The organism is Actinoplanes subtropicus (assembly GCF_000721705.1).
In the GTDB taxonomy this organism is placed as follows: Bacteria; Actinomycetota; Actinomycetes; order Mycobacteriales; family Micromonosporaceae; genus Actinoplanes; species Actinoplanes subtropicus.
Genome location: NZ_JOJL01000015.1, coordinates 1 through 23,719 on the forward strand (window position 1 = coordinate 1; position 23,719 = coordinate 23,719).

At 72.0% G+C, this 23,719-nt stretch carries 23 protein-coding genes and 4 tRNA genes; 10 read left to right on the top strand and 17 right to left on the bottom strand.

The window, feature by feature from the left end; genetic code table 11:
- Positions 1 to 94: 94 nt before the first annotated feature.
- Together surE and IH26_RS53755 are read right to left on the bottom strand one after the other, a co-directional pair.
- On the bottom strand, positions 95 to 862 hold the full coding sequence (gene surE / locus IH26_RS0121060) for a 5'/3'-nucleotidase SurE (RefSeq protein ID WP_063763721.1): 768 nt from the start codon (positions 860 to 862) through the stop codon (positions 95 to 97).
- 37 nt (positions 863 to 899) lie between these two features.
- Positions 900 to 2,570 carry a putative bifunctional diguanylate cyclase/phosphodiesterase gene (locus IH26_RS53755; RefSeq protein WP_034215793.1) on the bottom strand — a complete coding sequence of 557 codons (1,671 nt, stop codon included), beginning with the start codon at positions 2,568 to 2,570 and terminating at the stop codon, positions 900 to 902.
- Between the two features lie 260 nt (positions 2,571 to 2,830).
- On the opposite strand from IH26_RS53755, the gene IH26_RS0121070 reads away from it, so the two are divergent.
- A complete protein-coding gene (locus IH26_RS0121070; RefSeq protein ID WP_030437944.1) occupies positions 2,831 to 3,454 on the top strand; it encodes a CG0192-related protein in 624 nt (207 codons plus the stop codon).
- Positions 3,455 to 3,492: 38 nt separating this feature from the next.
- Here IH26_RS0121070 and IH26_RS0121075 read toward each other — a convergent pair whose 3' ends face one another.
- A complete protein-coding gene (locus IH26_RS0121075) occupies positions 3,493 to 4,158 on the bottom strand; it encodes an NAD(P)-dependent oxidoreductase (protein WP_030437945.1) in 666 nt (221 codons plus the stop codon).
- A 71-nt stretch (positions 4,159 to 4,229) separates the two neighbouring features.
- Between IH26_RS0121075 and IH26_RS0121080 the strand changes: the two genes are divergently transcribed.
- A complete protein-coding gene (locus IH26_RS0121080) occupies positions 4,230 to 4,697 on the top strand; it encodes a MarR family transcriptional regulator (protein ID WP_030437946.1) in 468 nt (155 codons plus the stop codon).
- Here IH26_RS0121080 and IH26_RS0121085 read toward each other — a convergent pair.
- Positions 4,674 to 5,627 (bottom strand): TIGR03557 family F420-dependent LLM class oxidoreductase, encoded by a 954-nt coding sequence (locus IH26_RS0121085; RefSeq protein ID WP_030437947.1) that lies wholly within the window; start codon positions 5,625 to 5,627, stop codon positions 4,674 to 4,676. The genes IH26_RS0121080 and IH26_RS0121085 overlap by 24 nt on opposite strands.
- Before the next feature lie 66 nt (positions 5,628 to 5,693).
- Here IH26_RS0121085 and folP point away from each other — a divergent pair, with 66 nt between their 5' ends.
- Positions 5,694 to 6,560: a dihydropteroate synthase gene (gene folP / locus IH26_RS0121090; RefSeq protein ID WP_030437948.1), complete on the top strand. Its 867-nt coding sequence runs from the start codon at positions 5,694 to 5,696 to the stop codon at positions 6,558 to 6,560.
- On the opposite strand, the gene IH26_RS0121095 is transcribed toward folP, so the two are convergent.
- Both IH26_RS0121095 and IH26_RS0121100 read right to left on the bottom strand, forming a co-directional pair.
- The gene (locus tag IH26_RS0121095) at positions 6,557 to 6,754 is read right to left on the bottom strand and encodes a hypothetical protein (protein WP_030437949.1); all 198 of its coding nucleotides are present in this window, start codon (positions 6,752 to 6,754) and stop codon (positions 6,557 to 6,559) included. The two genes, folP and IH26_RS0121095, sit on opposite strands and share 4 nt — an antisense overlap.
- A gap of 32 nt (positions 6,755 to 6,786) precedes the next feature.
- Positions 6,787 to 7,344 carry a TetR/AcrR family transcriptional regulator gene (locus IH26_RS0121100; RefSeq protein ID WP_030437950.1) on the bottom strand — a complete coding sequence of 186 codons (558 nt, stop codon included), beginning with the start codon at positions 7,342 to 7,344 and terminating at the stop codon, positions 6,787 to 6,789.
- A gap of 78 nt (positions 7,345 to 7,422) precedes the next feature.
- Between IH26_RS0121100 and IH26_RS0121105 the strand changes: the two genes are divergently transcribed.
- Positions 7,423 to 8,832: a DHA2 family efflux MFS transporter permease subunit gene (locus tag IH26_RS0121105; RefSeq protein WP_030437951.1), complete on the top strand. Its 1,410-nt coding sequence runs from the start codon at positions 7,423 to 7,425 to the stop codon at positions 8,830 to 8,832.
- A gap of 589 nt (positions 8,833 to 9,421) precedes the next feature.
- Here the strand turns inward: IH26_RS0121105 and IH26_RS0121110 are convergent.
- The 5 genes from IH26_RS0121110 to IH26_RS59895 all read right to left on the bottom strand — a co-directional run bounded on the left by IH26_RS0121110 (position 9,422) and on the right by IH26_RS59895 (position 10,878).
- Complete coding sequence (locus tag IH26_RS0121110; RefSeq protein WP_211268720.1) at positions 9,422 to 10,171, bottom strand: sulfite exporter TauE/SafE family protein; 750 nt, start codon at positions 10,169 to 10,171, stop codon at positions 9,422 to 9,424.
- A gap of 403 nt (positions 10,172 to 10,574) precedes the next feature.
- Positions 10,575 to 10,645: transfer RNA gene (locus IH26_RS0121115), tRNA-Val, on the bottom strand.
- Position 10,646: 1 nt separating this feature from the next.
- Positions 10,647 to 10,720: transfer RNA gene (locus tag IH26_RS0121120), tRNA-Leu, on the bottom strand.
- Between the two features lie 7 nt (positions 10,721 to 10,727).
- Positions 10,728 to 10,801, bottom strand: a tRNA-Thr gene (locus tag IH26_RS0121125).
- A 4-nt stretch (positions 10,802 to 10,805) separates the two neighbouring features.
- Positions 10,806 to 10,878: transfer RNA gene (locus IH26_RS59895), tRNA-Leu, on the bottom strand.
- 440 nt (positions 10,879 to 11,318) lie between these two features.
- Here IH26_RS59895 and IH26_RS0121130 point away from each other — a divergent pair.
- The 3 genes from IH26_RS0121130 (at position 11,319) to IH26_RS0121140 (ending at position 13,846) form a co-directional block, all read left to right on the top strand.
- Positions 11,319 to 11,969: a maleylpyruvate isomerase family mycothiol-dependent enzyme gene (locus IH26_RS0121130; protein WP_034215794.1), complete on the top strand. Its 651-nt coding sequence runs from the start codon at positions 11,319 to 11,321 to the stop codon at positions 11,967 to 11,969.
- 274 nt (positions 11,970 to 12,243) lie between these two features.
- Positions 12,244 to 12,459 (top strand): hypothetical protein, encoded by a 216-nt coding sequence (locus IH26_RS62165; RefSeq protein WP_030437954.1) that lies wholly within the window; start codon positions 12,244 to 12,246, stop codon positions 12,457 to 12,459.
- Between the two features lie 10 nt (positions 12,460 to 12,469).
- Entirely contained in the window at positions 12,470 to 13,846 is a 1,377-nt protein-coding gene (locus IH26_RS0121140) for a serine/threonine-protein kinase (RefSeq protein WP_030437955.1), read from the top strand.
- Positions 13,847 to 13,867: 21 nt separating this feature from the next.
- Here the strand turns inward: IH26_RS0121140 and IH26_RS0121145 are convergent, their stop codons facing one another.
- Complete coding sequence (locus IH26_RS0121145; RefSeq protein ID WP_030437956.1) at positions 13,868 to 15,703, bottom strand: LamG-like jellyroll fold domain-containing protein; 1,836 nt, start codon at positions 15,701 to 15,703, stop codon at positions 13,868 to 13,870.
- Positions 15,704 to 15,878: 175 nt separating this feature from the next.
- Here IH26_RS0121145 and IH26_RS0121150 point away from each other — a divergent pair, with 175 nt between their 5' ends.
- Positions 15,879 to 16,322: a hypothetical protein gene (locus IH26_RS0121150; protein ID WP_034215795.1), complete on the top strand. Its 444-nt coding sequence runs from the start codon at positions 15,879 to 15,881 to the stop codon at positions 16,320 to 16,322.
- Between the two features lie 23 nt (positions 16,323 to 16,345).
- On the opposite strand, the gene IH26_RS0121155 is transcribed toward IH26_RS0121150, so the two are convergent.
- From IH26_RS0121155 to IH26_RS0121165, 3 genes are read right to left on the bottom strand one after another with little or no spacing between them, the layout of a single operon-like run.
- Positions 16,346 to 17,830 carry a GntP family permease gene (locus tag IH26_RS0121155; protein WP_030437958.1) on the bottom strand — a complete coding sequence of 495 codons (1,485 nt, stop codon included), beginning with the start codon at positions 17,828 to 17,830 and terminating at the stop codon, positions 16,346 to 16,348.
- 34 nt (positions 17,831 to 17,864) lie between these two features.
- Positions 17,865 to 19,139 (bottom strand): hypothetical protein, encoded by a 1,275-nt coding sequence (locus IH26_RS0121160; protein WP_030437959.1) that lies wholly within the window; start codon positions 19,137 to 19,139, stop codon positions 17,865 to 17,867.
- Positions 19,140 to 19,173: 34 nt separating this feature from the next.
- Complete coding sequence (locus IH26_RS0121165) at positions 19,174 to 19,845, bottom strand: SDR family oxidoreductase (protein WP_030437960.1); 672 nt, start codon at positions 19,843 to 19,845, stop codon at positions 19,174 to 19,176.
- A 72-nt stretch (positions 19,846 to 19,917) separates the two neighbouring features.
- On the opposite strand from IH26_RS0121165, the gene IH26_RS62980 reads away from it, so the two are divergent.
- On the top strand, positions 19,918 to 20,685 hold the full coding sequence (locus tag IH26_RS62980) for a TetR/AcrR family transcriptional regulator (RefSeq protein WP_245665347.1): 768 nt from the start codon (positions 19,918 to 19,920) through the stop codon (positions 20,683 to 20,685).
- On the opposite strand, the gene IH26_RS0121175 is transcribed toward IH26_RS62980, so the two are convergent.
- A complete protein-coding gene (locus tag IH26_RS0121175) occupies positions 20,672 to 21,268 on the bottom strand; it encodes an acyl-CoA-like ligand-binding transcription factor (RefSeq protein ID WP_030437962.1) in 597 nt (198 codons plus the stop codon). The two genes, IH26_RS62980 and IH26_RS0121175, sit on opposite strands and share 14 nt — an antisense overlap.
- On the bottom strand, positions 21,265 to 22,770 hold the full coding sequence (locus IH26_RS0121180; RefSeq protein ID WP_030437963.1) for a DHA2 family efflux MFS transporter permease subunit: 1,506 nt from the start codon (positions 22,768 to 22,770) through the stop codon (positions 21,265 to 21,267). Before IH26_RS0121180 ends, IH26_RS0121175 begins: the two co-directional genes overlap by 4 nt.
- Positions 22,771 to 22,823: 53 nt before the next feature.
- Here IH26_RS0121180 and IH26_RS0121185 point away from each other — a divergent pair, with 53 nt between their 5' ends.
- Positions 22,824 to 23,672: an amidohydrolase family protein gene (locus IH26_RS0121185; protein ID WP_051808360.1), complete on the top strand. Its 849-nt coding sequence runs from the start codon at positions 22,824 to 22,826 to the stop codon at positions 23,670 to 23,672.
- Positions 23,673 to 23,719: the final 47 nt, after the last annotated feature.

Genomic DNA, 23,719 nt, shown 5'->3' on the forward strand with positions numbered 1-23,719 from the left:
GATTTCGATGTTTGTCCACAACAGACTCAAGATCACGCGGTGGCCGCCCTGTTCCCGCCGGCCTCAGCCATGATCACGAACGGCGGCTGCCGTACTAGTCGAGCGGTGAGCGGTCCGGGGCGGAGCCGGGGTCGCGCTGGTGTGGGATGGCCGGCTCGGTCAGCTCGGTCGGCGGGCGGACCAGGGTCAGGGTCGCGTGTCCCTCGGCCAGCAGCGCCAGGTCCGTGCCGGCGGCCGGCTGCTGGGCGGTCTGCAGGAAGTCGGTGTGGACGTACCCGTCGCCCGATTCGAGGATCTGGATCTGTACGCGGCCGAAGGCGGCCAGGGTGGCGGGCCGCACCGAGGTGACCGACGGGCGGTTGGGCACGTTGAGGTTGAGGGCGACGCCGGGCGGGGCGGCCGCGGCTCGGTCCAGCAGCGATCGGGCGGTGGCGGCGGCCGTCTGCCAGTGCCGGGTCGCGCCGTGCTCCGCCAGGTAGTCCAGGGACACCGCCATCCCGTGCAGGCCGCGTGCCACGGCGGTCAGGGCCGCGCCCACCGTTCCCGAGTGCAGGACGGCCCGGCCCGCGTTGGCCCCCGGGTTGATGCCCGAGAGCACCAGGTCGGGCGCCGGGCCGAAGGCGCCCAGGGTCGCCAGGATCACGATGTACGCCGGGGCCGCGGGCACGGCGTACCCGAAACCGGTTTGCTTTATCAAGACGCGGCCCTGGGTGGTGACCGCGGCGAGGGCGGCGCTCATGCCGCTGTACTCGGTCGCGGGCGCCGCCACCACCACCTCGTGCCCGGCCTCGCGCGCCGCCGAAGCCAGGGCGGCGAGGCCCGGCGACTCGATGCCGTCGTCGTTGGTGACCAGAATGCGCATTATGCGCCTCGACAAGAGGGGGTGACCAGGATGCGCATCAGGCCGCTCGCCAGGTGAGCGTGGCGGCCTCGATCGGCGGCGCCGGGCGGCCGAAGTGGTAACCCTGCAGCACGTCGAACCCCGCGTCGCGCAGGATGTCCGCCGTCTGCTGGTCCTCCACGCCCTCGGCCACCAGGGTCAGCCGCAGGCCGCGGGCCATCGCCGCGACCGCCTCGACGATCGCCCGCTCGCGTGGGTCGTGGATGCGGTGCACGAACGAACGGTCCAGCTTGAGCTCGTCCAGCGGCAGCTGGGTGAGCAGCGCCAGCGACGTGTAGCCGGTGCCGAAGTCGTCCATCGCGATGCGGACGCCCAGCTCGCGGATCGCCCGCAAGCGGTCGGCGCTGCGCTCGGGGCGGGTCATCACCGCACTCTCGGTGATCTCCACCTTGAGCGAGCCGGCGGGCAGGTCGTACTCGGCGAGCAGGCCGGCGATCACCTCGACGATCCGGTCCTGGGCGAGCACCGGCGCCGGCAGGTTCACCGCCACCGGCACCCGCCAGCCGTCGCGGTGCCAGCGGGCGGTCTGCCGGACGGCGTCGGCCAGGATCCGGTCGGTCATCGCCGTGATCACCTCGGAGCGCTCGGCCTCGGCCAGGAACGCGGCCGGCGTGAGCATCCCGTGCCGCGGATGGTCCCAGCGGACCAGGGCCTCGAGCGAGGCGACCTGGCCGGTACGGGCGTCGACCAGCGGCTGGTAGTAGAGCACCAGCTCGCCCTTCTCGATCGCGGTGCGCAGTTCGGCCAGCAGGCGCAGGTCGGTCGCGCTCTCCGCGGCCAGCTCGGGGCGCCACAGCTCGACGGCCGTGCGGTGCCGTTTGGCCGCGTACATCGCCGTGTCCGCGCCGGCCAGCAGGTCGCCCAGGTCGCGGCGGTCGGGCCGGGTGCAGGCGATGCCGACCGAGGCTTCCACCGTGATCGGCACGCCGGCCACGGTGAACGGCCCCCGGATGTCGCGGAGCAGGCCGCGGCCGAGCGCCTCCAGGTCCTCGCCGGGCTCGGCGAGCAGCACCACGAACTCGTCGCCGCCCAGCCGGTACACCGCGGCCGGGAACGCCTCGGCCAGCACCGTGGCGACCTGGCGCAGCAGCTCGTCGCCGCGGGAGTGGCCGAGCTCGTCGTTGATCTCCTTGAACCGGTCGAGGTCGACCAGCGCCAGCGCGATCGGACGGTCGTCGCGGGCGAGCAGGTCGCCGGCCACCTCGGCGAGCCGGAGGCGGTTGCCCAGGCCGGTGAGCACGTCGTCCTGGGCGAGGCTTTCGTAGCGACGGCTCAGGTGCTCGACCAGCGGGCCGACCGAGGCGATGCCGAGCCGGCCGTCGTCGAAGCTGACCACGACCGGCAGCGACTTGCTGCCGGACGGGCGGTTGAGCACCGCGCGGGCCGCGTCGTCCCAGGCCGTGGCGGCGGGCAGGACCAGCGCCGGGCCGCGCAGGATGGAGCGGGCCGGGCGGCGGAACATCAGCGCGCGGCCGTAGCCGAGCCGTCCGGCGAGGACATTGTCCAGGTACGGCCGGTCCAGCACGTACGGGGTGCCGTCGTCGACCGCGACCAGTCCCAGCGCCTCGGGGTCGGCGCGGATCAACGCCTCGATCTCGCCGACGCCGAGATCCGCATCGATCACGGTCACCGGGGTGGCGAGGTCGCCGAGCACAGGCGCGTGCTGCATTGCGCGGGCACCACCCTCCCCCGTCCGGCGCGGCCCAAGATTCAGCACAGGCCAGTTGGTGCGCAAGAGTACGTCAGGTACCTGGATGATCTCGACGAGCACAGGAAGAATTCACGAACCTGCGACCCGGCCGAGGCCCGTACACCCTGGACCGGTCCATTGCGGACGGCCGGCCCTCGGGCGACGACCAGGCCATGTACGCCCCGACTCGACCGGGGCCCGCCCCCGGGAGATCCGATCCGATCACCTAGAGTCCGGTCATGGCCACACTCCACCAGGCGACGCTCACTCCCACGAAGCTCGAGTTGCTCACGGCCTGGCTCCCGGGCCGCCACTGGTACCCGGAGGAGGCGGTCGCCGGCCTCGAACGGGTGGCCGGCTGCCGCTTCGACGACCCGGAGGGCGAGGTGGGCGTGGAGCTGCTGGTGGTGCGCGCCGGGGAGGACGGGCCCGTGGTGCACGTGCCGATGACCTACCGCGGCGCGCCCCTGGAGGAGGCCGACTTCTTCCTGATCGGCACGATGGAGCACTCGGTGCTGGGCCGCCGCTGGGTCTACGACGCGGTCGGCGACCCGGTCTTCGTCGAGGCGCTGACCGCGGTCATCCGCACCGGCGGGCACCAGGCCGACGAGTTCCTGGAGACCGCCGACGGGCCGCAGCGGCGGGAGCCGTCGCTGACCGTACGAGGGACCGGCACCGCCGACTCGTCGGAACCGGCCGGGCGGCTGGTGCGGGTCGAGGACGGTGACCCGGCCGTGGTGGTGGCCGAGGCGGCCCGGCTGGACGTGCGGCGGGTGCTCAATCCGGTGCCGGCCGAGGGGCCGTTGGCGCTGATCGGGGCCTGGGAGGGGCAGACGCCGACGGTCCTCGCGGATCTCTATTGAGCGAACCTCTGTCGAGCGGACCTCTATTGCGCGGTCGCTTATCTGGCGAGCCCGACCGTGTGGCCGATCGTCTCCGGCCGGCTCAGGCAGGCCAGCATCTGGTCGGCGACGTCGGCGCGGGAGACCGCGAAGCCGCCGCGGACGTTGCGGTCGATCGCCGTACGGTAATGCCTGGTCAGCGGCCCGTCGGTGAGCTTGGGCGGGCGGCTGATCGTCCACTCCAGGCCGCTGCCGCGGACCACGTCCTCCATCCGGGCCAGGTCCTCGTAGTGGGCGTGGAACATGGTCTTGGCGAACGGCGCGCCGAGATGCCGCATGAAGAAGCCGTCGCCCGGGTCGTGCTTGGGCGGCCGCGGGCGCTCGGGCGACGGGAAGGTGCCCATCGGGGCCGCGCTGACCACGATCAGGCGGCGGGTCTTCGTCTCCCAGGCCGCCTGGACCAGGGCTTCCGTGCCGCGCCAGGCGACGCCGGACTCGGCCTTCGTGCGCGCGCCGAGCGCCGACAGGATCGCGTCGGCGTCCCCGATCGCCTCGGTCAGGGCCGGCACGTCGGGGTGGGCGAGGTCCGCGTGGGCGGTGCGGACCGGTTCGGTGATCTTCTCGGGGCTGCGGGCGATCGCGGTCACGTCGTGTCCCGCGTCGAGGGCCTGTCGCAGCAGGTGGCGCCCGATGCCGCCGGTGGCCGCGACGATGATGAGCCGCATGACGTCCTCCCCAGGGTCCGTCGGTCAGTTAATATGGAAACCATATCATCTCCTTTTGAGGTTCGTACCATATGAGTTTCAAATCAACGGTGCAGCGGCGGCTCGCCAACCGGGTCAAGGACGCGCTGCGCGACGTCTCGCTGCAGCTCGCGCTGCTCAACCACCAGGTCGGCGCGCGGCTCAAGCTGCGCGACGTCGACTTCGACTGCCTGAATCTGCTCAACCAGCACGGGCCGCTCGGGCCGGGAGCGCTGGCCAAGCTGGCCGGCCTGCACCCGGCGACGATGACCGGGGTGCTCGACCGGCTGGAGAAGGCCGGGTGGGCCACCCGCGACCGTGACCGGGAGGACCGGCGCGCGGTGGTGGTGCGGGCGGCGCCCGAGCGGGGGCGGGAGATCTTCGAGCTGTACGCGGGGATGAACGGCTCGATGGACGACATCTGCGCCGACTACACGGTCGAGCAGCTCGAGATCATCGAGGAGTTCCTGCGCCGCACCGCCGCCGCCGGCCACGACTCAACCGTGAAGCTGACCGATTAGCTCCCGCTCGCAGAAGGTCAGGAAGCCGTCCGGGTCGGGGCCGGCGTTCATCAGGGCGATGTGGTCGAACCCGGCCTTCTCGTACTTCCCGATCGCGTCCCGGTAGCGCTGCGGGTCCGGGCCGGTGACCAGCTGATCCCGTACGTCGTCGGGACGGACCGTCGCCGACGCGGCCTCGAAGTTGGCCGGGTTGGGCAGCTCGGACATCACCTTCCAGCCCAGCACCGACCAGCGGCTCGTCTCGTGCGCCGCGCGGACCGCGTCCGCCTCGTCCGGCGCCCAAGCGACGGCGAGTTCGGCGTACTTCGGGCCCTTGCCGCCGGCCTCGGTGAACGTCTCGACCAAGTCCGGGCGCGGCTCGGTGGCGAACAGGCCGCTGCCGTGCGTCGCGGCCAGCTCGGCAGCGTTCTTCCCGCCGGCCGCCACCGCGATCGCCGGTAGCTTGTCCGGCAGGTCGAACACCCGGGCGTCCTCCAGCGTCAGATAGGTCCCCTGGTAGGACTGGTAACCCCCGCGCCAGAGCAGCGCGATGATCTCCAGCGCCTCGGCCAGAAGAGCCTGCCGATCCCGTACGCCCGGAAAACCCGCACCCACCACGTGCTCGTTCAATCGCTCGCCGGACCCGACGCCCAGGGTGAACCGATCATCGGAGATGATCGCCAGGGTCGCCGCGGCCTGCGCGATGATCGCCGGGTGGTAGCGCACGGTCGGGCAGGTGACGCCGGTCGCGAGACCCAGGCGGGTGGTGCGGGCCGCGATCGCGCCGAGCACCGACCAGGCAAAAGGCGAATGCCCCTGTACGTCGAGCCACGGGTGGTAGTGGTCGCTGATCTCCACGAAGTCGAAGCCGCACTCCTCGGCGCGGACCGCCTGCCGGATCAGTTCCTTCGGGCCGAACGCCTCCGCGGCCAGTTTGTATCCGATTTCCATGTCTTCCGCGTTCCCCCGGCCGATCCCGCCAAACCGGCCCAGGACCGGCTGTTACCCTCGCGAACCGTGGACCAGGAGCACAGCGTGCGAAAGATCGGCAACCGGAGTTTCGACTTCGCACGGCAGGTCGCGGTGATGGCGATCGTCAACCGGACACCCGACTCGTTCCACGACAAGGGCAGCACGTTCGCGCTCGAGCAGGCGGTGGCGGCGGTCGAGCGGGCGGCCGCGGCCGGGGCCGACTGGATCGACATCGGCGGGGTGCCGTTCGCGCCCGGGCCGGAGGTGAGCGCGGCCGAGGAGCTCGACCGGGTGCTGCCGGTCGTGACGAAGGCCCGCGACCTGGCGGTCGTCTCGGTCGACACGTTCCGGCCCTCGGTCGCCGCCGAGGTGATCAAGGCGGGCGCCGGGGTGATCAACGACACGTCGGGCCTGCGCGACCCGGAGATGGCCGACGCGGTGGCCGGCACCGACGCCCAGCTGGTGCTCACCCACAGCCTGGCGCCGCCGCGGACGGCGTGGCCTCGCCCGCACTACGACGACGTGACTCTCGAGGTCGCCGGGTTCCTGCGGGAACGGGTGAAGGTGGCGCTCGACCGCGGCGTACGGCCGAATCAGATCATCATCGATCCGGGGCACGACCTGAACAAGAACACGCTGCACTCGCTCGAGCTGACCCGCCGGTTGGACGAGATCGCGGCGGTCGGCTATCCGATGCTGGCGGCGGTGAGCAACAAGGACTTCATCGGCGAGACGCTGGACGCGGCGCAGCAGTCGCGGTTGTCCGGGACGCTGGCGACGGTGGTGTTCTGCATCCTGCACGGTGCCCGGATCGTCCGGGTGCACGACGTGCCGGCCACGGTCGACGCGGTCCGGATGACGGAGGCGATCCTGGGGTGGCGGGCGCCGGCCTACACCCGCCACAACATCTAGCGGGTCTTGCGGGCCGGATCCTCCATCGCGTCCTCGCGGTTGGCGTGCAGTTTGTTGATGCCCCGGTTGCTGCTGCCGCTGGCCGGGGTCTTCGAGGTGGGCGGCTCGTCCGTGAGGAAGGTGCCCTCCTCCTCGAGCCCGCTGATGTGCTGATCGGTGCTGCCGCCGGCGACGGTCTGCTCATCCCTGGTCATACGGGCGGGATACCCTCTGCGGCCCGTACGACTCATCCGATGTCATCAAAGGTGCTCAGCAGGTCGGCCATCCACGGCTCGCGGGGCACCGGTTCCGGCCCGAGCACCCGCATCGCGCCCAGGCAGGTGAGCAGCATGCCCATCGCGATGAAGTTGCGGGCCTCCTCGGCGCTCACCCCGGCCAGCTCGCGGACCACCGAGTAGATCCGGCCGAAACAGTCCCGCACCGGCGCGCCGATCGCCGGGTCCGCGCTGGCCGTGAAGCCGTGCAGCAGCAGCGTGATCAGCTCGCGCTCGACCAACAGGTCCTTGTACGCCTCGCCGAGGCTGGCCAGCGACGGCTCCTCGGCGGCCGCCGCCCGGAACCGCTGCTCGATCCGGTCCCCGGCCCGGTTGATCGCCGCGATGAACAGCTCCTGCTTGGTCCGGAAAATCCTGATCACGTACGGCTGGGAGACGCCGGCCAGGCGCGCGACCTGGTCGGTGGTGGTCCCGGCGTATCCGCCCAGGCTGAACGCGGTGACGGCAGCGGTGACGAGCTGCTCGTGCCGCTCCTCGGCGGTGAGGCGGGTGCGAGTGGCGGGGGTCATGGTTGACAGATTATCAGTCGATAACTACCGTCGTCCGCAGAAGTTATCAGTCGATAACAACTTCCTTTGGGGGAAGCAATGACCACCATCGCCGAGCGCCCGGCCCCGCAGACTCAGCGCCGCCGCGCCTCCCGACCCTTGGCCGCCGTGCTGGCCGCGGTCGGGATACCCACGTTCATGGTCACGCTGGACAACCTGGTGGTGAGCACGGCCCTGCCGGTGATCCGCAACGACCTGCACGCGTCGCTGACCCAGTTGCAGTGGTTCGTGAACGCGTACACGCTGCCGTTCGCCGCGTTCCTGCTCACGGCCTCGGCGCTCGGCGACCGGATCGGCCGCCGCCGGATGTTCCTGGCCGGCATCGTCGTCTTCACGCTGGCGTCGGCCGCGGCCGGCATGGCCACCGAGTCGTGGCAGCTCACCGCGGCCCGCGCGATCCAGGGCCTGGGCGGCGCGGCGGTCGCCCCGCTGGCCCTGACCTTGCTGGCCCAGGCGGTCCCCGACAACATGCGCACCCTGGCGGTCGGCGTCTGGGGCGGCTTCAGCGGCCTCGGCGTAGCGGTCGGCCCGGTCGTCGGCGGCGCCGTGGTCGACGGCCTCGACTGGCACTGGATCTTCTGGCTGAACGTCCCCGTCGGCGTCGTGGCGGTGATCCTGGCCGCAACGGTCCTCGACGAGTCCCGCGGCGGCGCCCGCCGGCTCGATCCTCTGGGCCTCGTACTGTCCGCATCGGGAATGTTGCTGCTCATCTGGGGCGTCGTGGACGGACCCGACCACGGCTGGTCCTCGGCCCGCGTGCTCACCATGCTGATCTCCGGCGCCGCCCTGATCGCCGCCTTCATCACCTGGCAGGCCCGCAACAAGCACCCGATGCTGCCCCTGTCGCTGTTCCGCTCCCGCGGCTTCAGCCTGGTCAACGTGGTCACGCTGACCTTCTCGGCCGGCACCTTCGGCGCGGTCTTCCTGCTGGCCCAGTTTTTCCAGGTGGTGCAGGGCGCCAGCCCGCTCGACTCGGGCCTGCGCACCCTCCCCTGGACCATGGCCCCGATGGTGGTCGCCCCGCTGGCCGGCATCTTCGGCGACCGCATCGGCCAGCGCAACCTCATCTTCGCCGGCCAGGTGCTGCTGGCGGGCGCGATCCTCTGGATGGGCCTGACCACCAGCGCGACGGTCAGCTACTCCCACCTGGTAGCCGCCTTCGCCATGGCCGGCGTGGGCATGGGCCTGACCTTCGCCCCGATCAGCACCATGGCCCTGGCCAGCGTGACGGAACAGCAGCGCGGCGTGGCCTCCGGCGCCAACAACACCATCCGCGAACTGGGCGTCGCCGTCGGCGTCGCCGCCCTGGCCTCCATCTTCAGCTCGTACGGCAGCTACCTCACCCACGGCTCCTTCGTAGACGGCCTACGCCCCGCAGTACTGGCCGGCGCCGCCATCGTCGCCGCGGGCGCGGTGGTGGCCCTGTGGCTGCCCCGCCCCAGCCGCTGACCACGCCAAATGGTCAAGGCCCACCGCCCGGGCACCCGGCCGCCGACCCAACTTCCAACCGCCGACCCAGCACTTGGCTCCCGAGCCCGCGGCCGGCTCTCAACCGCAGCCAGCCCAGCCAGCCCGCCCGCAGCCAGCCCGCAGCCCGCCAGCAGCCAGCCCACCAGCAGCCAGCCCACCAGCAGCCAGCCCGCAGCCCGCAGCCCCCAGCCCACCAGCAGCCAGCCCGCAGCCCGCCAGCAGCCAGCCCGCCAGCCAGCCCGCAGCCAGCCCGCCCGCAGCCAGCCCGCCAACCCGCAGCCGAGACGCGACCCAGCGCCCCGATCGCAAGCCAGTAACCTGCCCGCTTCCCTCGCGAGCCCGCGACCAGCACCCGACACAAGCCCGCACCCAGCCTGCGACCCGACTCCCGGCCCGTCGACGACTTCGGCGGGCCGGTTCCTTTCCCGGCGCCTTCGATTGTTCTCGCGCGGTCCGGCTCACGCATCGCACCACGGTCCATAAATCCGCGGCCGATGTTCAGACCGTGGTCCGATGTGCCCGGGGCCTGCCTCTGGCAACCTCGACGGCAGCGGTTCAGAGCCGGAGCTCACCGGGCCGCTTGCCACCACAGGTAGGCAGCCAGGCCCAAGGCGGCCACGGCTATCGCCGCGCGGAGGGGGCGTTCGGGGGTTCGACGAACCAAGGCCGGCCCCAGCCAACTGCCCAGCAGGACGCCGGCGCCCAGGAGGGCGGCTGCGGGCCAGTTGACCGGGGCCACGACGGCATAGATGACGGCGGCGGTCAGGTTGGCGGCGCCCAGCGCGATGCTCTTGACCGCGTTGGTGACGGCATGGGCCTCCGTGGCGGCAACCGAGAGGACGGCCAGCATGAGGACACCTGCGGCGGCGCCGAAATAGCCGCCGTAGATGCCGATCAGGAAGACGGTGCCATGGAGAACGGGAGGTGATGGAGAACGGTGGCCGGCCCAACGGCGGATCGGGTCACGTAGCAGAAGCAGGGCCGCGCCCAGAGCGATCAGGGCGGGGACGATCAGTTCGAACGCCTTCGACGGGGTAGCGAGCAACAGGACGGCGCCCGCCAGACCGCCGGCCGCCGCCACCGCGGAGAGGCGGATCAGGCGGCTCCGATGGCCGCGCAGTTCCTGGCGAGCGCCGGCCGCGGTGCCCGCAGTACTGGAGAGGAGGGCCACGGTGTTGGTGACATTCGCGGCGATCGGAGGGATGCCCACGGCCAGCAGAGCCGGATAGCTGACCAGCGAGGCCAGCCCGGCCATGGAACCGGTCAGCCCGGCCCCGAACCCGCCGACCGCAAGCATGACGGCGTTGCCTGGCTGCACCCGCCCACCCTATCGACGGCGCCCCGACGACCCGCCCGCCGCCAACCACCGGTCCACATCTCGAAACGCCGCGACGGCGTCCGCGCGAGCCGCCAGCGTGCAAGCCGGCGCGAACTCGCGGGTGCCTAGCGGCCGCGATGCGGAGAGCGAGGGCGAAGCTAGGCGGTTGGTGGACGGCGTCAACTGCAGGGCGCGGGGGCACCGCGCCGGAGGACTCGTGGCCGCCGGTCATCACGTGATTGACAGGGGTGAATCTTCCGGTGGATTTCGACGAAAACAGAAACCCGCCAGAACACTGCGCGCGCCCGCAGCAGTGAGGCTGGAAGCGCCGCCCTCGAGGTGACGAGGATGCCGACGGCCGGATGCCAGCGCAGGTCCGCAAGCTGCCCACCCGCCGCCACCGTGCCTGCACCAGGGGTCGAACCTGGGCCTCCGCCATGTGGGGGCCGCGCTCTTCCGCTGAGCTATGCGGGCGTGCCCGGGGCGCGATTCGAACGCGCACTGTCGCCGTCCTGAGCGGCGTGCCTCTTCCTGTTGGGCTACCTGGGCGAGGGTAAGCCGGAGGCGGGACTCGAACCCGCAGCCTGCCGATTACGAGTCGGCTGCATGTGCCATTCGTGCTGCACCGGCGCCGTGCCCTCGGCGCGATTTGAACGCGCACTCGCGACGCTCTCGACGTCGTGCCTCTGCCGTTGGGCTACGAGGGCATGGGTAAAGAAAATACGATGGCAGGGGTAAAGAAAAGAGGGGCAGGGGTAAAGAAAAACCGCCGGTCCCGGGTGGGAGGGCGGCGCGCTTTGCCAGTTTTCTGGACTAGCAGCTCCACCGATCGAGCAGATGCAGAGCCGTAAGCGTGGTCATCGTGATCTCTCCTGCTCCCAGTGAATCGGTGGTGATTTCCAAGATACGGGCCGGTCCGGCGGCCAGCAACGGATTAATGGACGAGAGCCGCTCAGCCCGGCGGTCGCGCCGCGGGCGCGACGGTGCAACCGGCTCGCGCTGCGCGGCGGGGGCGGGCGGTCGTGCGGTTGGGTACGGCCCTCGCCTCGTACGGGCAAAAGCTTTTGAAAGGACCGATGAGAATGGGCGGGCCGCGTCGTACACCCTCCGGAGCGCGCCACCGTGGCGTGCGAACGAGGAGATCGGGATGGACGAGGGTACGCTGCGGGACGCCGTCGTGGCGGAGCGCAGGGAACTGGCCGCGATGCTCGCCGAGCTGACGCCGGAGCAATGGGGCGCGCCGTCGTTGTGCACCGGGTGGCGGGTGCGGGAAGTGCTGGCGCACATGACGATGCCGTTCCGGATGTCGGCCGCGCAATTCGGGCTGGAGATGGCCAAGGCGCGCGGGAATTTCGACCGGATGGCGGATCGGATGGCCCGGCGGGACACCGCGCGGCTGAGCGACACCGAACTGCTGAAGAGTCTCGCCGACAATGTCGAGCATCCCTGGCGGCCGCCGGGCGGCGGAACGGGCGGAGCGCTCTCCCACGACGTCATTCACGGGCTGGACATCTCGGTGGCGCTCGGGCTGGAAAGGCGACCACCGGTGCAGCGGATCGGGCTGATTCTGGGGTCGATGCGGGACAAGAACGTGCGCTATTTCGGGACGGATCTGTCCGGCGTACGGCTCGAGGCGACCGATCTGGATTGGAGCCTCGGCGACGGTGCGCCGCTGCGCGGGAGCGCCCAGGATCTGCTGCTGGTGATCTGCGGGCGGCGCATTCCCCAGCATCTGTTGACCGGTACGCCGGCGTCGCGATACGCGGGCCGAGATGCGGGAGGTGGCCACTTCTCCTAGCGTCGAGGAGGTGCCCGACCAGAAGCCCACCGGCCGCGCGCCCCAGCCACCCCGGGGACGCGCGTCCGTGGGGCGCGCGGTCGCGCTACCGGTGGAGCTACGGCACCATGCAGGCCCTGTGGAAGCACCGCCACGGCCACTTCGGCCGGACCAGGATCACCTTCATCGCCCTCTTCAGCGTGCTGCTCCCGCTGCTCGCCCCGCTGATCGACCTGATGCCGTCTACGGCCTGTTCTTCCTGGACCGGCAGATCACGATCGTCGGCTGGCTGGCGATGCTGCTCGTGCAGACGGTCACCGCGATCCTCGCCTTCCGCCTGGACCGGGAGAGCCTGCGCCCGCTCTGGACCCTCCCCCCGCAGCAGGTCGTCTACCGCCAGGTGATGTACGCCGTGCTGCTCGCCTCCGCCCTCGCCGCGCTGACCGGCCGCAGGCTGGGCTGGCAGAAGATACGCCGGACCGGAGATTTCAGGGCCGCACCGATTGGGTAGAGACCACCGTATGCCCCTCCCTGGACAGGTTCTCGGTGATCGATATCGGCTGGACGACCGGATCGCAGCCGGCGGCATGGGCGAGGTCTGGCGGGCCACCGACACGGTGCTCGGCCGGGACGTCGCCGTGAAGACGCTGCACGCCGGGCGGGCCGAGGACCCGGGCTTCCAGACCCGGTTCCGGCACGAGGCGCGCACGATGGCGGTGCTGCATCATCCGGGCGTCGCCGACGTGTACGACTACGGGCAGAGCGGGCCGGACGCATACATCGTGATGGCCCGCGTCGAGGGCCAGCCGCTGAACGAGCGGATCGCCGAGCGCGGCCGGCTGACCCCGGACGAGACGATGTCGATCGTGGCGCAGGCCGGGCGGGCGCTCGAGGCCGCGCACCAGGCCGGCATCGTGCACCGGGACGTCAAGCCGGGCAACCTGATCATCAAGCCGGACGGGACCGTGGTGCTGGTCGACTTCGGGGTGGCGCGCTCGGCCGAGTCGGCCGCGCTGACCGGGGCGAAGGAGGTCGTGGGCACGGCGCTGTACATCGCACCGGAGCAGGTCTCGAAGGACAAGACCGGGCCTTCGGCTGATGTGTACGCGCTGGGCTGCGTCGCCTATCACTGCCTGACCGGCCACCCCCCGTTCATGGCGGACAGCCCGATCGCGGTCGCCATGCAGCACCTGAGGGAGGAGCCGCCCCCGCTGCCGGGGGACGTGCCGGCACCGGTGCGGGCCGTGGTGGAGACGGCGATGGCGAAGGACCCGGCCCACCGCTTCTCGTCGGCGGCGGCGATGGCGGACGCCGCGGAGCTGGCCTCGGCGGGCCCGGCCACGACGGCGATCCTGGCGGCCACCGCGACGACCCGGCCCGCCTACCCGGCGGGCGCGGCAGGCGCAGGCGTGGGCGGCTCCGGCACGGCCATCCTCCCGGTAGTTACCCCGTCAGGCGATATGCCGGAAAAATCGGGCGGGGCGAAGGGCATGCGCACCCTCCTGCTCACCGCCGCCGCCCTCCTCGTACTGGGCACGGTCGCCACCGTGCTCGCCCTGGCCAATCCCGGCCTCCTCCCCGGATCGAAGACCCCGCCGGCGCCCAGCACGAGCGTTGCCCCGTCCGCCCCGGCCGGCGCCGTACAGCCGACGAAGAAGAAGACCACCAGGCCGACCCAGCAGAACGCCACGACGGCCGGCAACAACGGCGGCGCGACCGGTACCCCCACCCCGAGCCGCCAGCCGACCACGAAGACCACCACCCCGGCACAGACCAAGCCGACGACCCCGGCCACCACCGCGCCGGAGCAGACCACCGCCACCACGAGCGCCGCGGCGAACGGCGGCGGTGGTGGCGGCGACGGCGACAGCCAGGGCGGCCAAGGCGGCCAGGGCTAAAGGCCGATAGAGACCGGAAAATCAGCCGATGTGGATCCAGATGTCGTCCACGCTCCCGTGGAACTGGTCGTTGTCGGCGCCCACACCCTTACCGCCCACACTGAACGGCAGCGACGACGAGACCGCCAGATCGGCCGGCACCGCGACATTCGCCTGCACCTGACCGTCGACCAGGATCGCCAGCGTCGGCCCGGTCCGCCGGCACTCCACCGAGTGCCACGACCCGTCCGCGATCGACTGCCGGCTCCGCGCCAGGTGCAGCCCCTTCTCATTCGCCCCGCTCATCCCGCAGCTGGGCTTGCCGGACACCCCGTCCACCTGCAACTTGTACTGCCCGCCCTTGGTCGAGTACCCCTTCTGCAGCACGTTCTCACCGCTCGACGTCTCGGCCGCGGCGAGGAGCACGTTCGCCCCGTACCGCAACGGTTTGGTTCCGGGGTTGAGGTCCGGGGTGTCCGCCGCCTGCAACACCAGCCGCGCGCAGCCGGCCCCGGTGCACTTGGGCGGGAAGGTCAGCGCCTGCCCGGTCGCGTGCGGCGTCAGCGTGATCTTGCCGCCGTTGCGCATCACCGCGCGCAGCAGGTGCCCGTGCCCCGAGCCGTCGTCGAAGGTGCCGTCCGCGATCGTCGTGTCGAAGTTGTACGACGCCACGTAGTCGCCGGCCACCGTGTCCTTCTCCGGCAGCGTGCTGGGCCCGTCGAACTGCGCGTACCGCTTGCGGCTCAGCCCGCCGACGACGGTGAAGTCACCGACCGCGCTGACCGCGTCCAGGGCCGGGCTGACCGCCAGCGCCCGGGTGCCGGCCACCCCGTTGGCCTGCGGCGACCAGTCGAGCAGGTTGCCCTGGTTGTCGACCGCGGCGAGCTTGCCGCGCGGCACCGAGCCGTCCGTGCAGACGCCCTTGATCCCGTTGTTCGACGTGGTGCACGCCTTGTCGAAGTGCCCGCCGACGTAGGTGGTGCCGTCCAGCTCCGCGATCGCCTGCGCGTCGCCGTCGAAGACCCGGGTCCAGCGGGTGGCGCCGGCCTTCGTGTAGGCGACGGCCCGCCCGCCGAGGCCGCCGAGGGCGGCGTAAACCCCGGAGTCGTCCGCGGCCAGCGCGAACACCTGCGACACCGGCTTGGGCAGAAAACCCTTGTCGGGTACGCCGGAGGCCGGGTCGACCGCGCTCAGCCGCAGCGTCGAGCTCACCCCGTTGATCTTGTGGAAGCGCCCGCCGACGTACACCCGGTCGCCGCTGAACGCCAGCGCGTTGACCGTGTCGTCCGCGGTCGGCGCCCACGCGGTATCGAGCGCGCCGGTGGCCAGCGAGAACGCCGCCAGGTTCGAGCGCGGCGTGCCGTCGACCGAGGTGATCCGGCCGGCCAGGTAGAGGCGGCCGGCGCCGGTGACGATCGCGTCGGGCTGGCCGAGGACGGTGTGCCGCATCGGGGTGGCCTGGCCGCTGGTCGCGTCGATGCCGGCCAGCGCGTCCCGGGTGTCCCCGTTGATCGTCTTGAAATCTCCGGCCGCGTAGACCGTGCCGCCGTCCACGGCGAGCGCCCGCACGTTCGCGTCGGCGTTCGGGGCCCAGGGCAGCAGCGCGCCGGTCTTCGCGTCGAAGGCGGCCAGCCGGGACCGCGCGACGTTCTTGCCCCCGTCGTTGGCGCTGGTGAAGTTGCCGCCGACGTAGACGGCGCCGCCGCGGTACGCGACCGCGTAGATCGGGCCGTTGAACGACGGCGAGGTGACCGGGTGGGGCGAGACCACCTCGGCGAGGGCCACGCCGCCGGCCGCGACCAACACGGTGGAGATGCCGACCATCAGCCCTCGGCGTACGACGGCTCGCCGACTGTCCAGTTTACCGCTTATTGGCATGTTGAGCACATTGCACGTCAACGCCGGCAAAGCCGGGAAAGATGTGTCGCCGAACGGGTGGCAAATCCGACCGAACGTGCTAACTCGGGCAATTGCATCGGGGAGGTTCAATATCACGAGCGCGGGGAAACTATGCTTGCCCGACGCGTACGCCGGAAGCAGAGGGAGAAACGCCGTGCCGCAAAGCCGCCTCGCCGCCCTGCCCCTCGCCCTGCTGGCGACGGCGGCGCTCGCCGCCGGCTGTGCGATCGAGATCTCGCCGGGGTCGAACATTCCGGTGCCGTTCAGCGTGGCGCCGACCCCGTCCGCCTCGGCCGGCGTGCCGAAATACGTGTGCACGGCGGCCTACAAGATCCTCACCGACGGCGCGGTGCAGCTGGCCGAGGGGCTGACCGCCTCCGGCGACCGGCAGCGCCAGCGGCTGCACGACTCGCTCACCGACATGGCCACCAAGCTCAACAAGGAGGCGGCCGGCACCAGCGACGCGCCGCTGCGCGAGGCGCTCAACGACGTGGCGACCGACCTGACCACCGGCGCGCAGCAGGCCGATCCGAAGGCGTATGTGAACGGCGGTTTCCAGACGGTCGGCCAGAAACTGGACCCCACCTGCAAGTTCTGAGCGTGGCCAAGTTCTGAGCGTGATCAGACCACGAGGCTCAGCAGGAAGACGCATATCCCGCCGACCACCGAGATGATCGTCTCCATCACCGACCAGGTCTTGATCGTTTGACCGACGGTCATCCCGAAGTACTCCTTGACCAGCCAGAACCCCGCGTCGTTCACGTGCGAGAAGAAGAGCGACCCGCAGCCGATCGCCAGCGCCAGCAGCGAGACCGTCGGCTTGTCGAGCGTCGTCGCGAGCGGCGCCACGATCCCCGCCGCCGTGATCGTGGCCACGGTCGCCGAGCCGGTGGCCACCCGGATGCCGACCGCGACCAGCCAGCCGAGCAGCAGCGCGTTGAGGTGCGCGTCCTTGGCCGCCTCGGCGACCACGTTGCCCACCCCGGCGTCGACCAGCACCTGCTTGAAGCCGCCGCCCGCGGCCACGATCAGCAGGATGCCGGCGATCGGCGGCAGCGACCCGCCGAGCACGGCGTTGGTCTCCCGGCGGTCCATGCCGGCCCGCTTGCCGAGCGTCCACATCGCCACCAGCACGCCGATCAGCAGCGCCACCGGCGGGTTGCCCAGCACGTCGAGGGCGTTGCGCAGGTGGTTGCCCTTGTCCAGGGTCAGCTCGCCGATGGCCCGGGCCAGCATGAGCACGATCGGCAGCAGCACGGTGAGCACCGCGGGCCAGAACCCCGGAGTCCCCCGATGGGCCTCCGCCTCGGCCCGCTCGCGCCGGCCCGGCGACTCGTAGTCCTCGTCGCCCGGAACCGGAACATCGGCGCCGGGGCGCGCGCCGGGGGCCGCGCCGGGGCCCGCGCCGCCACCTCCGGAGACGGTCGCCGGCTCCAGGAACGCCGGCACCGCCACCGGCACCCGCTTCGCGATGAAGTTCCCGAAGACCGGCCCGGCCACGATCACCGTCGGGATCGCGCAGATCAGGCCGAACAGCAGCGTCAGCCCGAGATCCGCGTTCAGGCTGGAGATGGCGACCAGCGGCCCCGGGTGCGGCGGCACCAGGCCGTGCAGCACCGAGAGGCCGGCCAGCGCCGGGATGCCGATCCGCAACAGGCCGATGTCCGTACGCCGGGCGACCAGCAGCACGATCGGCACCAGCAGCACGACGCCGACCTCGAAGAACAGCGGCAGCCCGACCAGCGCCGCCACCCCGGCCATGGCCCACGGAAGGGCCGACCCGGAGACCCGCTCGACGATCCGGTTGACGATCCCGTCGGCCCCGCCGGACTGGGCCAGCAGCGCGCCGATCATCGAGCCGAGCGCGATCAGCAGGCCGATGCTTCCGGTCGTACTCCCCAGGCCGTTGGTGAACGAGGTGACCGTGGCACCCGGCGAGGCCCCGGCGACCAGGCCGAGCACTCCGGAGCCGATGATCAGGGCGAGGAACGGATGGAACTTCGCCCATGCGATGAGCACGACGACGGCCGCGATGCCGAGCACCGCGGCCAGCACGAGTTGACTTTTCCCGGCATGCGTTATGGCCTCGGCGGCAAAGGGAATCATGCGTGCGCGTTACCCCCTGCGCCGGTCTTTCAATCTAGGGCGCCGCATACGCCCGCCGGACCGCGTCGGCCACCTGGTTGAGGAGCGCCACCAGCGACCACACCCGATCCGCCCCGAGCACCGGCACGTCGACCGGCCAGGAGAACGACTGCGCCGCCTCCCCCGGCGGGGGCTGCCGGATCAGCCGGATCCGCGAGCTCTCCATCCGGAAGACGAGTTCGGCCAGATTGCCGTACGCGATCCGGAAGTCCTCGATCCCGGCGGCGCGCTGCTCGACGCCCGCCGACACGTGCAGCCCCCACGAGCTGAACCCGACCACGATCAGGTCGGCCGGCCCGCCGTGCAGGGTCATCAGCCACAGTGGCCGCTCCCCCGCGACGAGACTCAGCCGCCCGGCCCACTCGGTGCTCGGCTCCCCGGCGACCGCCCCGGGCAGCACCCCGTCGCCGAGCCGCCGGTACAGCTCGTCGACCGCCGCCGCCCGGGCCATCTCCGCCGGGTCGTCCGACCACGCGTTCCACAGCGCCACCCCGCGCGGCGAATCGTGCAGCGGCCGGGCGATCTCGAACCGCCGGGCGTGGTCGTGCACGTCCAGCCGCACCTCACGGACCAGCCGGAGCGCGGCCGCGGTGCTCCCGTCGTAGTCGAGCTCGCGCACCAGGCCCGCCACCACGTCGGCCGGGTGCCGCCGGAGGAAGCAGCGCAGGTACCGGTCGACCAGGTCGGGCCGCCGCCCGCCGGCGCCGCCCGGCTCGGGCGCGACGTGCGAGAGCCGGCCGATCCAGCGGACCGCCCGGGACGGCCGGGCCGCGATCGCGTCCAGGACGGCGGTCACGTGCCGGGCCGCGCCGTCGGTGGCGACCAGCCGGGTCAGCACGGCGACGACGATCCCGGCCGGCTCGCTCATCAGCCGGCCGGCGAGCAGCCGCGGCTCGACGAGCTGCTCCCACGCGGCGAGCGCCCGCCCGGCGTCGCGCGGCCGGCCGGCGTCGGCGAGCGCGCGCCGGGCCCGGGCGAGCAGGGTCATCCGGCCGCGCTCGGCCAGCGCCTCCAGCAACGGGATCGCCGCCGGACCGGGCCGCCGGGCGTTCGCCCGCAGCACCCGGTCGACGTCCTCGGCGGCGCCCTCGGCGTCCAGCGCCTCGACCACCCCGGCCACCTCGGGCGCGGCCCGCCCGCCGCCGATCGCGTCGAGCAGCGCCGCCGCCACGTTCCGGCCGCCGTCCGCCCGCATCTGCGCGACCCGCCTCAGCACCGCACCCGGCGCCAGCCCGGCCGAGGCCTCGCCACCAGGGACATCCACCCGCATGAGGCGATAGATACACGTCCGGGGGACGCGGATGTCACCCTGCGAGTGCGGCCTTCACCTGCCGGGTGAGGTCGTCCGCCAGAATCTCCGGCTCGCCGGCCGCGACCCCGTCCAGCGCGAGCGCCGCCACGATCGCCGGGTCGGTCTTCTGATCGGCCGGCACCGACGCCGCCATGTCGGTGTCCATGTAGGCCACGTGCAGCGCGGACACCTGGATGCCGCGCGGCGAGAGCTCATCGCGTACGGCGTTGGACAGCGCCCAGCCCGCCGCCTTCGACGCGTTGTACGCCCCGAACGCGGCCTGGTGGAACCAGGACAGCACGGACAGCACGTTGAGGATCGCCCCGCCGCCGTTCGCCTCGATGACCGGGACGAACGCCCGGGTCGGCAGCAACGTGCCGTAGAAGTTGGTCTCCATCTCGGCCCGGATCAGGTCGAGGTCGCCGCCGACCAGCGCCTGCCCCGACGCGACACCGGCGTTGTTGATCAGCAGGGTGACGTCGGGGGCGTCCTTGGCGGCGCGCTCGATCGAGGCCGGGTCGGTGACGTCGAACCGCAGCGGGATCGCGCCGGGCAGGTCGACCGTGTCCGGGTTGCGGGCGCCGGCGTACACCTTGGCGCCGCGCTCGAGCAGGTTGGCGGCGAAGGCACGGCCGAGGCCGCGGTTCGCGCCGGTGACGAGGGCTACCGAGTTCATAAGGTCCATGTCGCTTAGATTACGTCGATCATCTAATGCCGGACAAGGGTTAGATGACACACACCATCTATACTCGTACGCATGGGACGGGTGTCGCAGGCGCAGGCGCAACAGAACCGCAAGCGGATCGTCGAGACGGCGGCCCGGCTGTTCCGCGAGCGGGGCGTGGCCGGGGTCAGCGTGGCCGACGTGATGGCCGAGGTGGGGCTCACCCACGGCGGCTTCTACAAGCAGTTCGCCAGCAAGGAGGCGCTGGTCGCGGAGGCGGTCGGGCAGGCCTTCGCGGAGCTCTCGGAAAGGCTTCAAGATCAAGACCGAGACGATTTCGTACGGGGATACCTCTCCCCGGCGCACCGCGACAACCCCGGCCCCGGCTGCCCGGCGGCCGGCTTCGCCGGCGACCTCGCCCACGAGCAGAGCGCCCGGGCCCGCGAGCAGGGCGATCCCGCCCGCGGGCAGAGCGCCCAGGCCCGCGCGCAAGGCGATCCCGCCCACGAGCAGAGCGCCCAGGCCCGCGCGCAGGGCGATCCCGCCCACGAGCAGAGCGCCCAGGCCCGCGCGCAAGGCGATCCCGCCCACGAGCAGAGCGCCCAGGCCCGCGCGCAGCGCGATCCCGCCCACGAGCAAGGCGCCCGGGCGCACGGGCAGGACGCCCACGCGGACCATGCGGCGGGTGCCGCGCTCGGCGCGTACGCGCAAGGAATTGGACTTTATGCTTCTCAGCTGGGCAGCCTCGCGGATGTCGCGACGCTGGTCGGCGCCATGATTCTGGCTCGCGCGACGGCCGGCACCGAGCTTTCCGACCGGATCCTCGACGAGGCACGGGCCAGGCTGGTCAGCGCAGTTTGAACTCGTCCTCCAGCATGTCCAGCGCCTCCTCGACCTCGGAGAAGTCGGCCGGGTCGAACTCGCGGCCGCCCGGCGGGACGATGGCCAGCACCACGCCGACCAGTGCCCCGGCGATCACCCGGGATTTCCGGTCGTCGGGCGGCCGGCCCTCGCGCTCGGCCAGCGCCGCCGCCAGCAGTTCGATCGCGCTGACCGTCTGGTTCATCGCCGCGGCCCGCAACTCGGGGACGCTCTGGTAGATCCGCTGGCGCCGGCGCTCGCTCTCCCACTCCTCGGGCGTGAGGTTGTGGAAGACCTCGCGCATGGCGTTGGCCAGGGCGCGGACCGGCGGCGTGCCGGGTGGCTGCGCCTTGATCGCCGCGACGATCATCGGGTCGTAGTCGTCGGTGAGGATCACGTCTTCCTTGGTCGGGAAGTACCGGAAGAACGTGCTCGGCGAGACCTCGGCCGCCTCCGCGATCTGCTCCACGGTGGTCGCCGCCCACCCCTGCTCCTCGAACAGGCGCATCGCGTGGTCGCGGATGGCGGCCCGGGTCTTCGCCTTCTTACGCTCCCGGAGGCCGGCCGGCAGGGACGAGGTCATAGGCCCGATTCTGCCAGCACCTGGCGTTCTCCCTCCACCGGCGCGGCCGGGGCGCGGCCCGGCAGCAGGAACACCGCGAGGATCGCCCCGGCCCCGGCGATCGCGGCCCCGACCAGCAGGGACACGTCCATGCCGTGGGCGAAGGCCGCCTGCACCGCGTGCAGCAGGCCCGGGTCGTGCGCGGCCGCCGCGACACCGGTCGCCGCGCTCTCCCGCGCCACCGGCGGAGCCGCCGAGGGCAGGTCGTCCCGGTACGCGCCGCTGAGCACCGTGCCCAGCACCGCGACGCCGATCGCGCCGCCGACCTGCCGCATCGCCTGCAGCAGGCCGTTGCCGACGCCGCTGCGCTCCGGGTCGAGCGCGCCGAGCGCCACGTCCATCGACGGCGGCATGGTGAAGCCGAGCCCGATGCCGGCCGCCGTGATCCAGGCGGCGACGAAGCCGTAGCCGCTGTCCGCGCCGGTCCAGGCACCGACGATCATGGCGGCGGTCATCAGGGCGAGGCCGCCGGCCACCACCGGCCGATGGCCGAACCGGGCGGCCAGCCGCGCGGCGGTGCGGGCGCCGACCAGCAGGCCGCCGATCACCGGGAGCAGGCGCAGGCCGGAGCCGAACGCGTCCTGCCCGCCGACCGCGGAGTAGTACTGCGGGAGGGCGAACAGCAGGCCGAGCATCGCGAAGCTGGCCAGGGTGGCGAGCACCGCGCCGCCGGTGAACGCCTTCGACCGGAACAGGTCGAGGTCGACCAGCGGGGTCCGGTTGCGGCGCTGCCAGGCGACGAACGCGATCAGCAGGACCGCGCCGCCGATCATCGTGCTCAGCGAGCGGGCGTCGCCCCAGCCGCGGCCGCCGGCCTCGATGATCCCGTACGTGACGGCGACCAGGCCGGCCGCCGAGAGCAGCACGCCGAGCGGGTCGAAGCGGCGGGTGCGGTCGCCGTGCGACTCGGGCACCCAGAGCGCGACGGCGAGCAGGGCGGCGCCGATCATCGGGACGTTGATCAGGAAGACCGAGCCCCACCAGAAGTTGTCCAGCAGCCAGCCGCCCAGCAGCGGGCCGAGCGGAATGCCGAGCGCGCTCGCGGTGAGCCAGACCGAGAGCGCCTTCGACCGGTCCCGATCGTCGAAGAGCACGGTGAGCACGGCGCCGGAGAGCGGCATGATCACCGCCGCGCCCAGGCCGAGAACCGCGCGAGCGGCGATCAGTTGGCCGGTGTTGTCCGCCCAGGCGCAGGCGGCCGAGGCGGCGCCGAACACGAACAGGGCGCCGAGCAGCAGCTTCTTGCGGCCGTAGCGGTCGCCGAGCATGCCGGCCGGGAGCAGGACGGCGGCGAGGACCAGCAGGTAGGCGTTCGTGAACCACTGCAGGTCGCCGGTGGAGGCGTGCAGGTCCCGGCTCAGCGTGGGCAGGGCGACGCTGAGGATCGTGGTGTCCAGCCCGATGGCGAGGGTGGACAGGGCCAGGGCGGCCAGCGCGTACCAGCGCGATGTGAAAGTAGCCATGTTTTGACAGTAGCTCTCACTTAGTAGCCGCTGTCAAGTTCTATAGTTGACGGATGATCGAGGATCTCTTCGACGTGCACACGCACTTCCTGCCGCCCCGGATGGAGCGGCGGGTCTGGGCGTATTTCGACGCGGCCGGGCCGCTGATCGGCCGCGAGTGGCCGATCCGGTACCGGAAATCGGCCGCCGAGCGCGTCGAGATCCTGCGCGGGCTCGGCGTCCGGCACTTCAGCGCCCTCGCGTACGCCCACAAACCCGGCATGGCCGCCGACCTGAACCGATGGACGCTGGATTTCGCCGCGTCGACGCCCGGCTGCCTGCGCAGCGCGACGTTCTTCCCCGAGCCCAGCGCCGCCAGGGACACCCGGGAGGCGCTCGATGCCGGCGCCCAGATCTTCAAGCTGCACCTGCAGGTCGGCGGCTTCGACCCGGGCACCGCCGAGCTCGACGAGGCGTGGGGGCTGCTCGAGGACGCCGGCACGCCGGTCGTCGTGCATGCCGGATCGGGACCGGTCGCGAACGGCCACACCGGCCCCGGCCCGATCGGCCGGGTTCTCGCCCGTCACCCCCGCCTCGCGATCGTCATCGCGCACCTCGGCGCGCCCGAGTACGAGGGTTTTTTCGCGCTGGCCGAACGCCATCCGAACGTGCGGCTCGACACGACGATGGCGTTCACCGACTTCTTCGAACAGATGGCGCCCTTCCCGCCGCACCTGCGGGCGCGGCTGCGCGACCTCGGGCTGGGCGGAAAGGTCCTGCTGGGGAGTGATTTCCCGACCATCCCGTACGCGTACGAGCATCAGCTCGAGTCGCTGGCGCGGCTGGACCTGGGCGAGCCGTGGTTACGCGCCGTGTGCTGGGGGAATGGTCGTGACCTGTTCGGTATGACGCCGCGCGGGTGAAGCTGCGGTGAGCGCGTGCGCCGACATGCCACGATCATGTAAGCAAC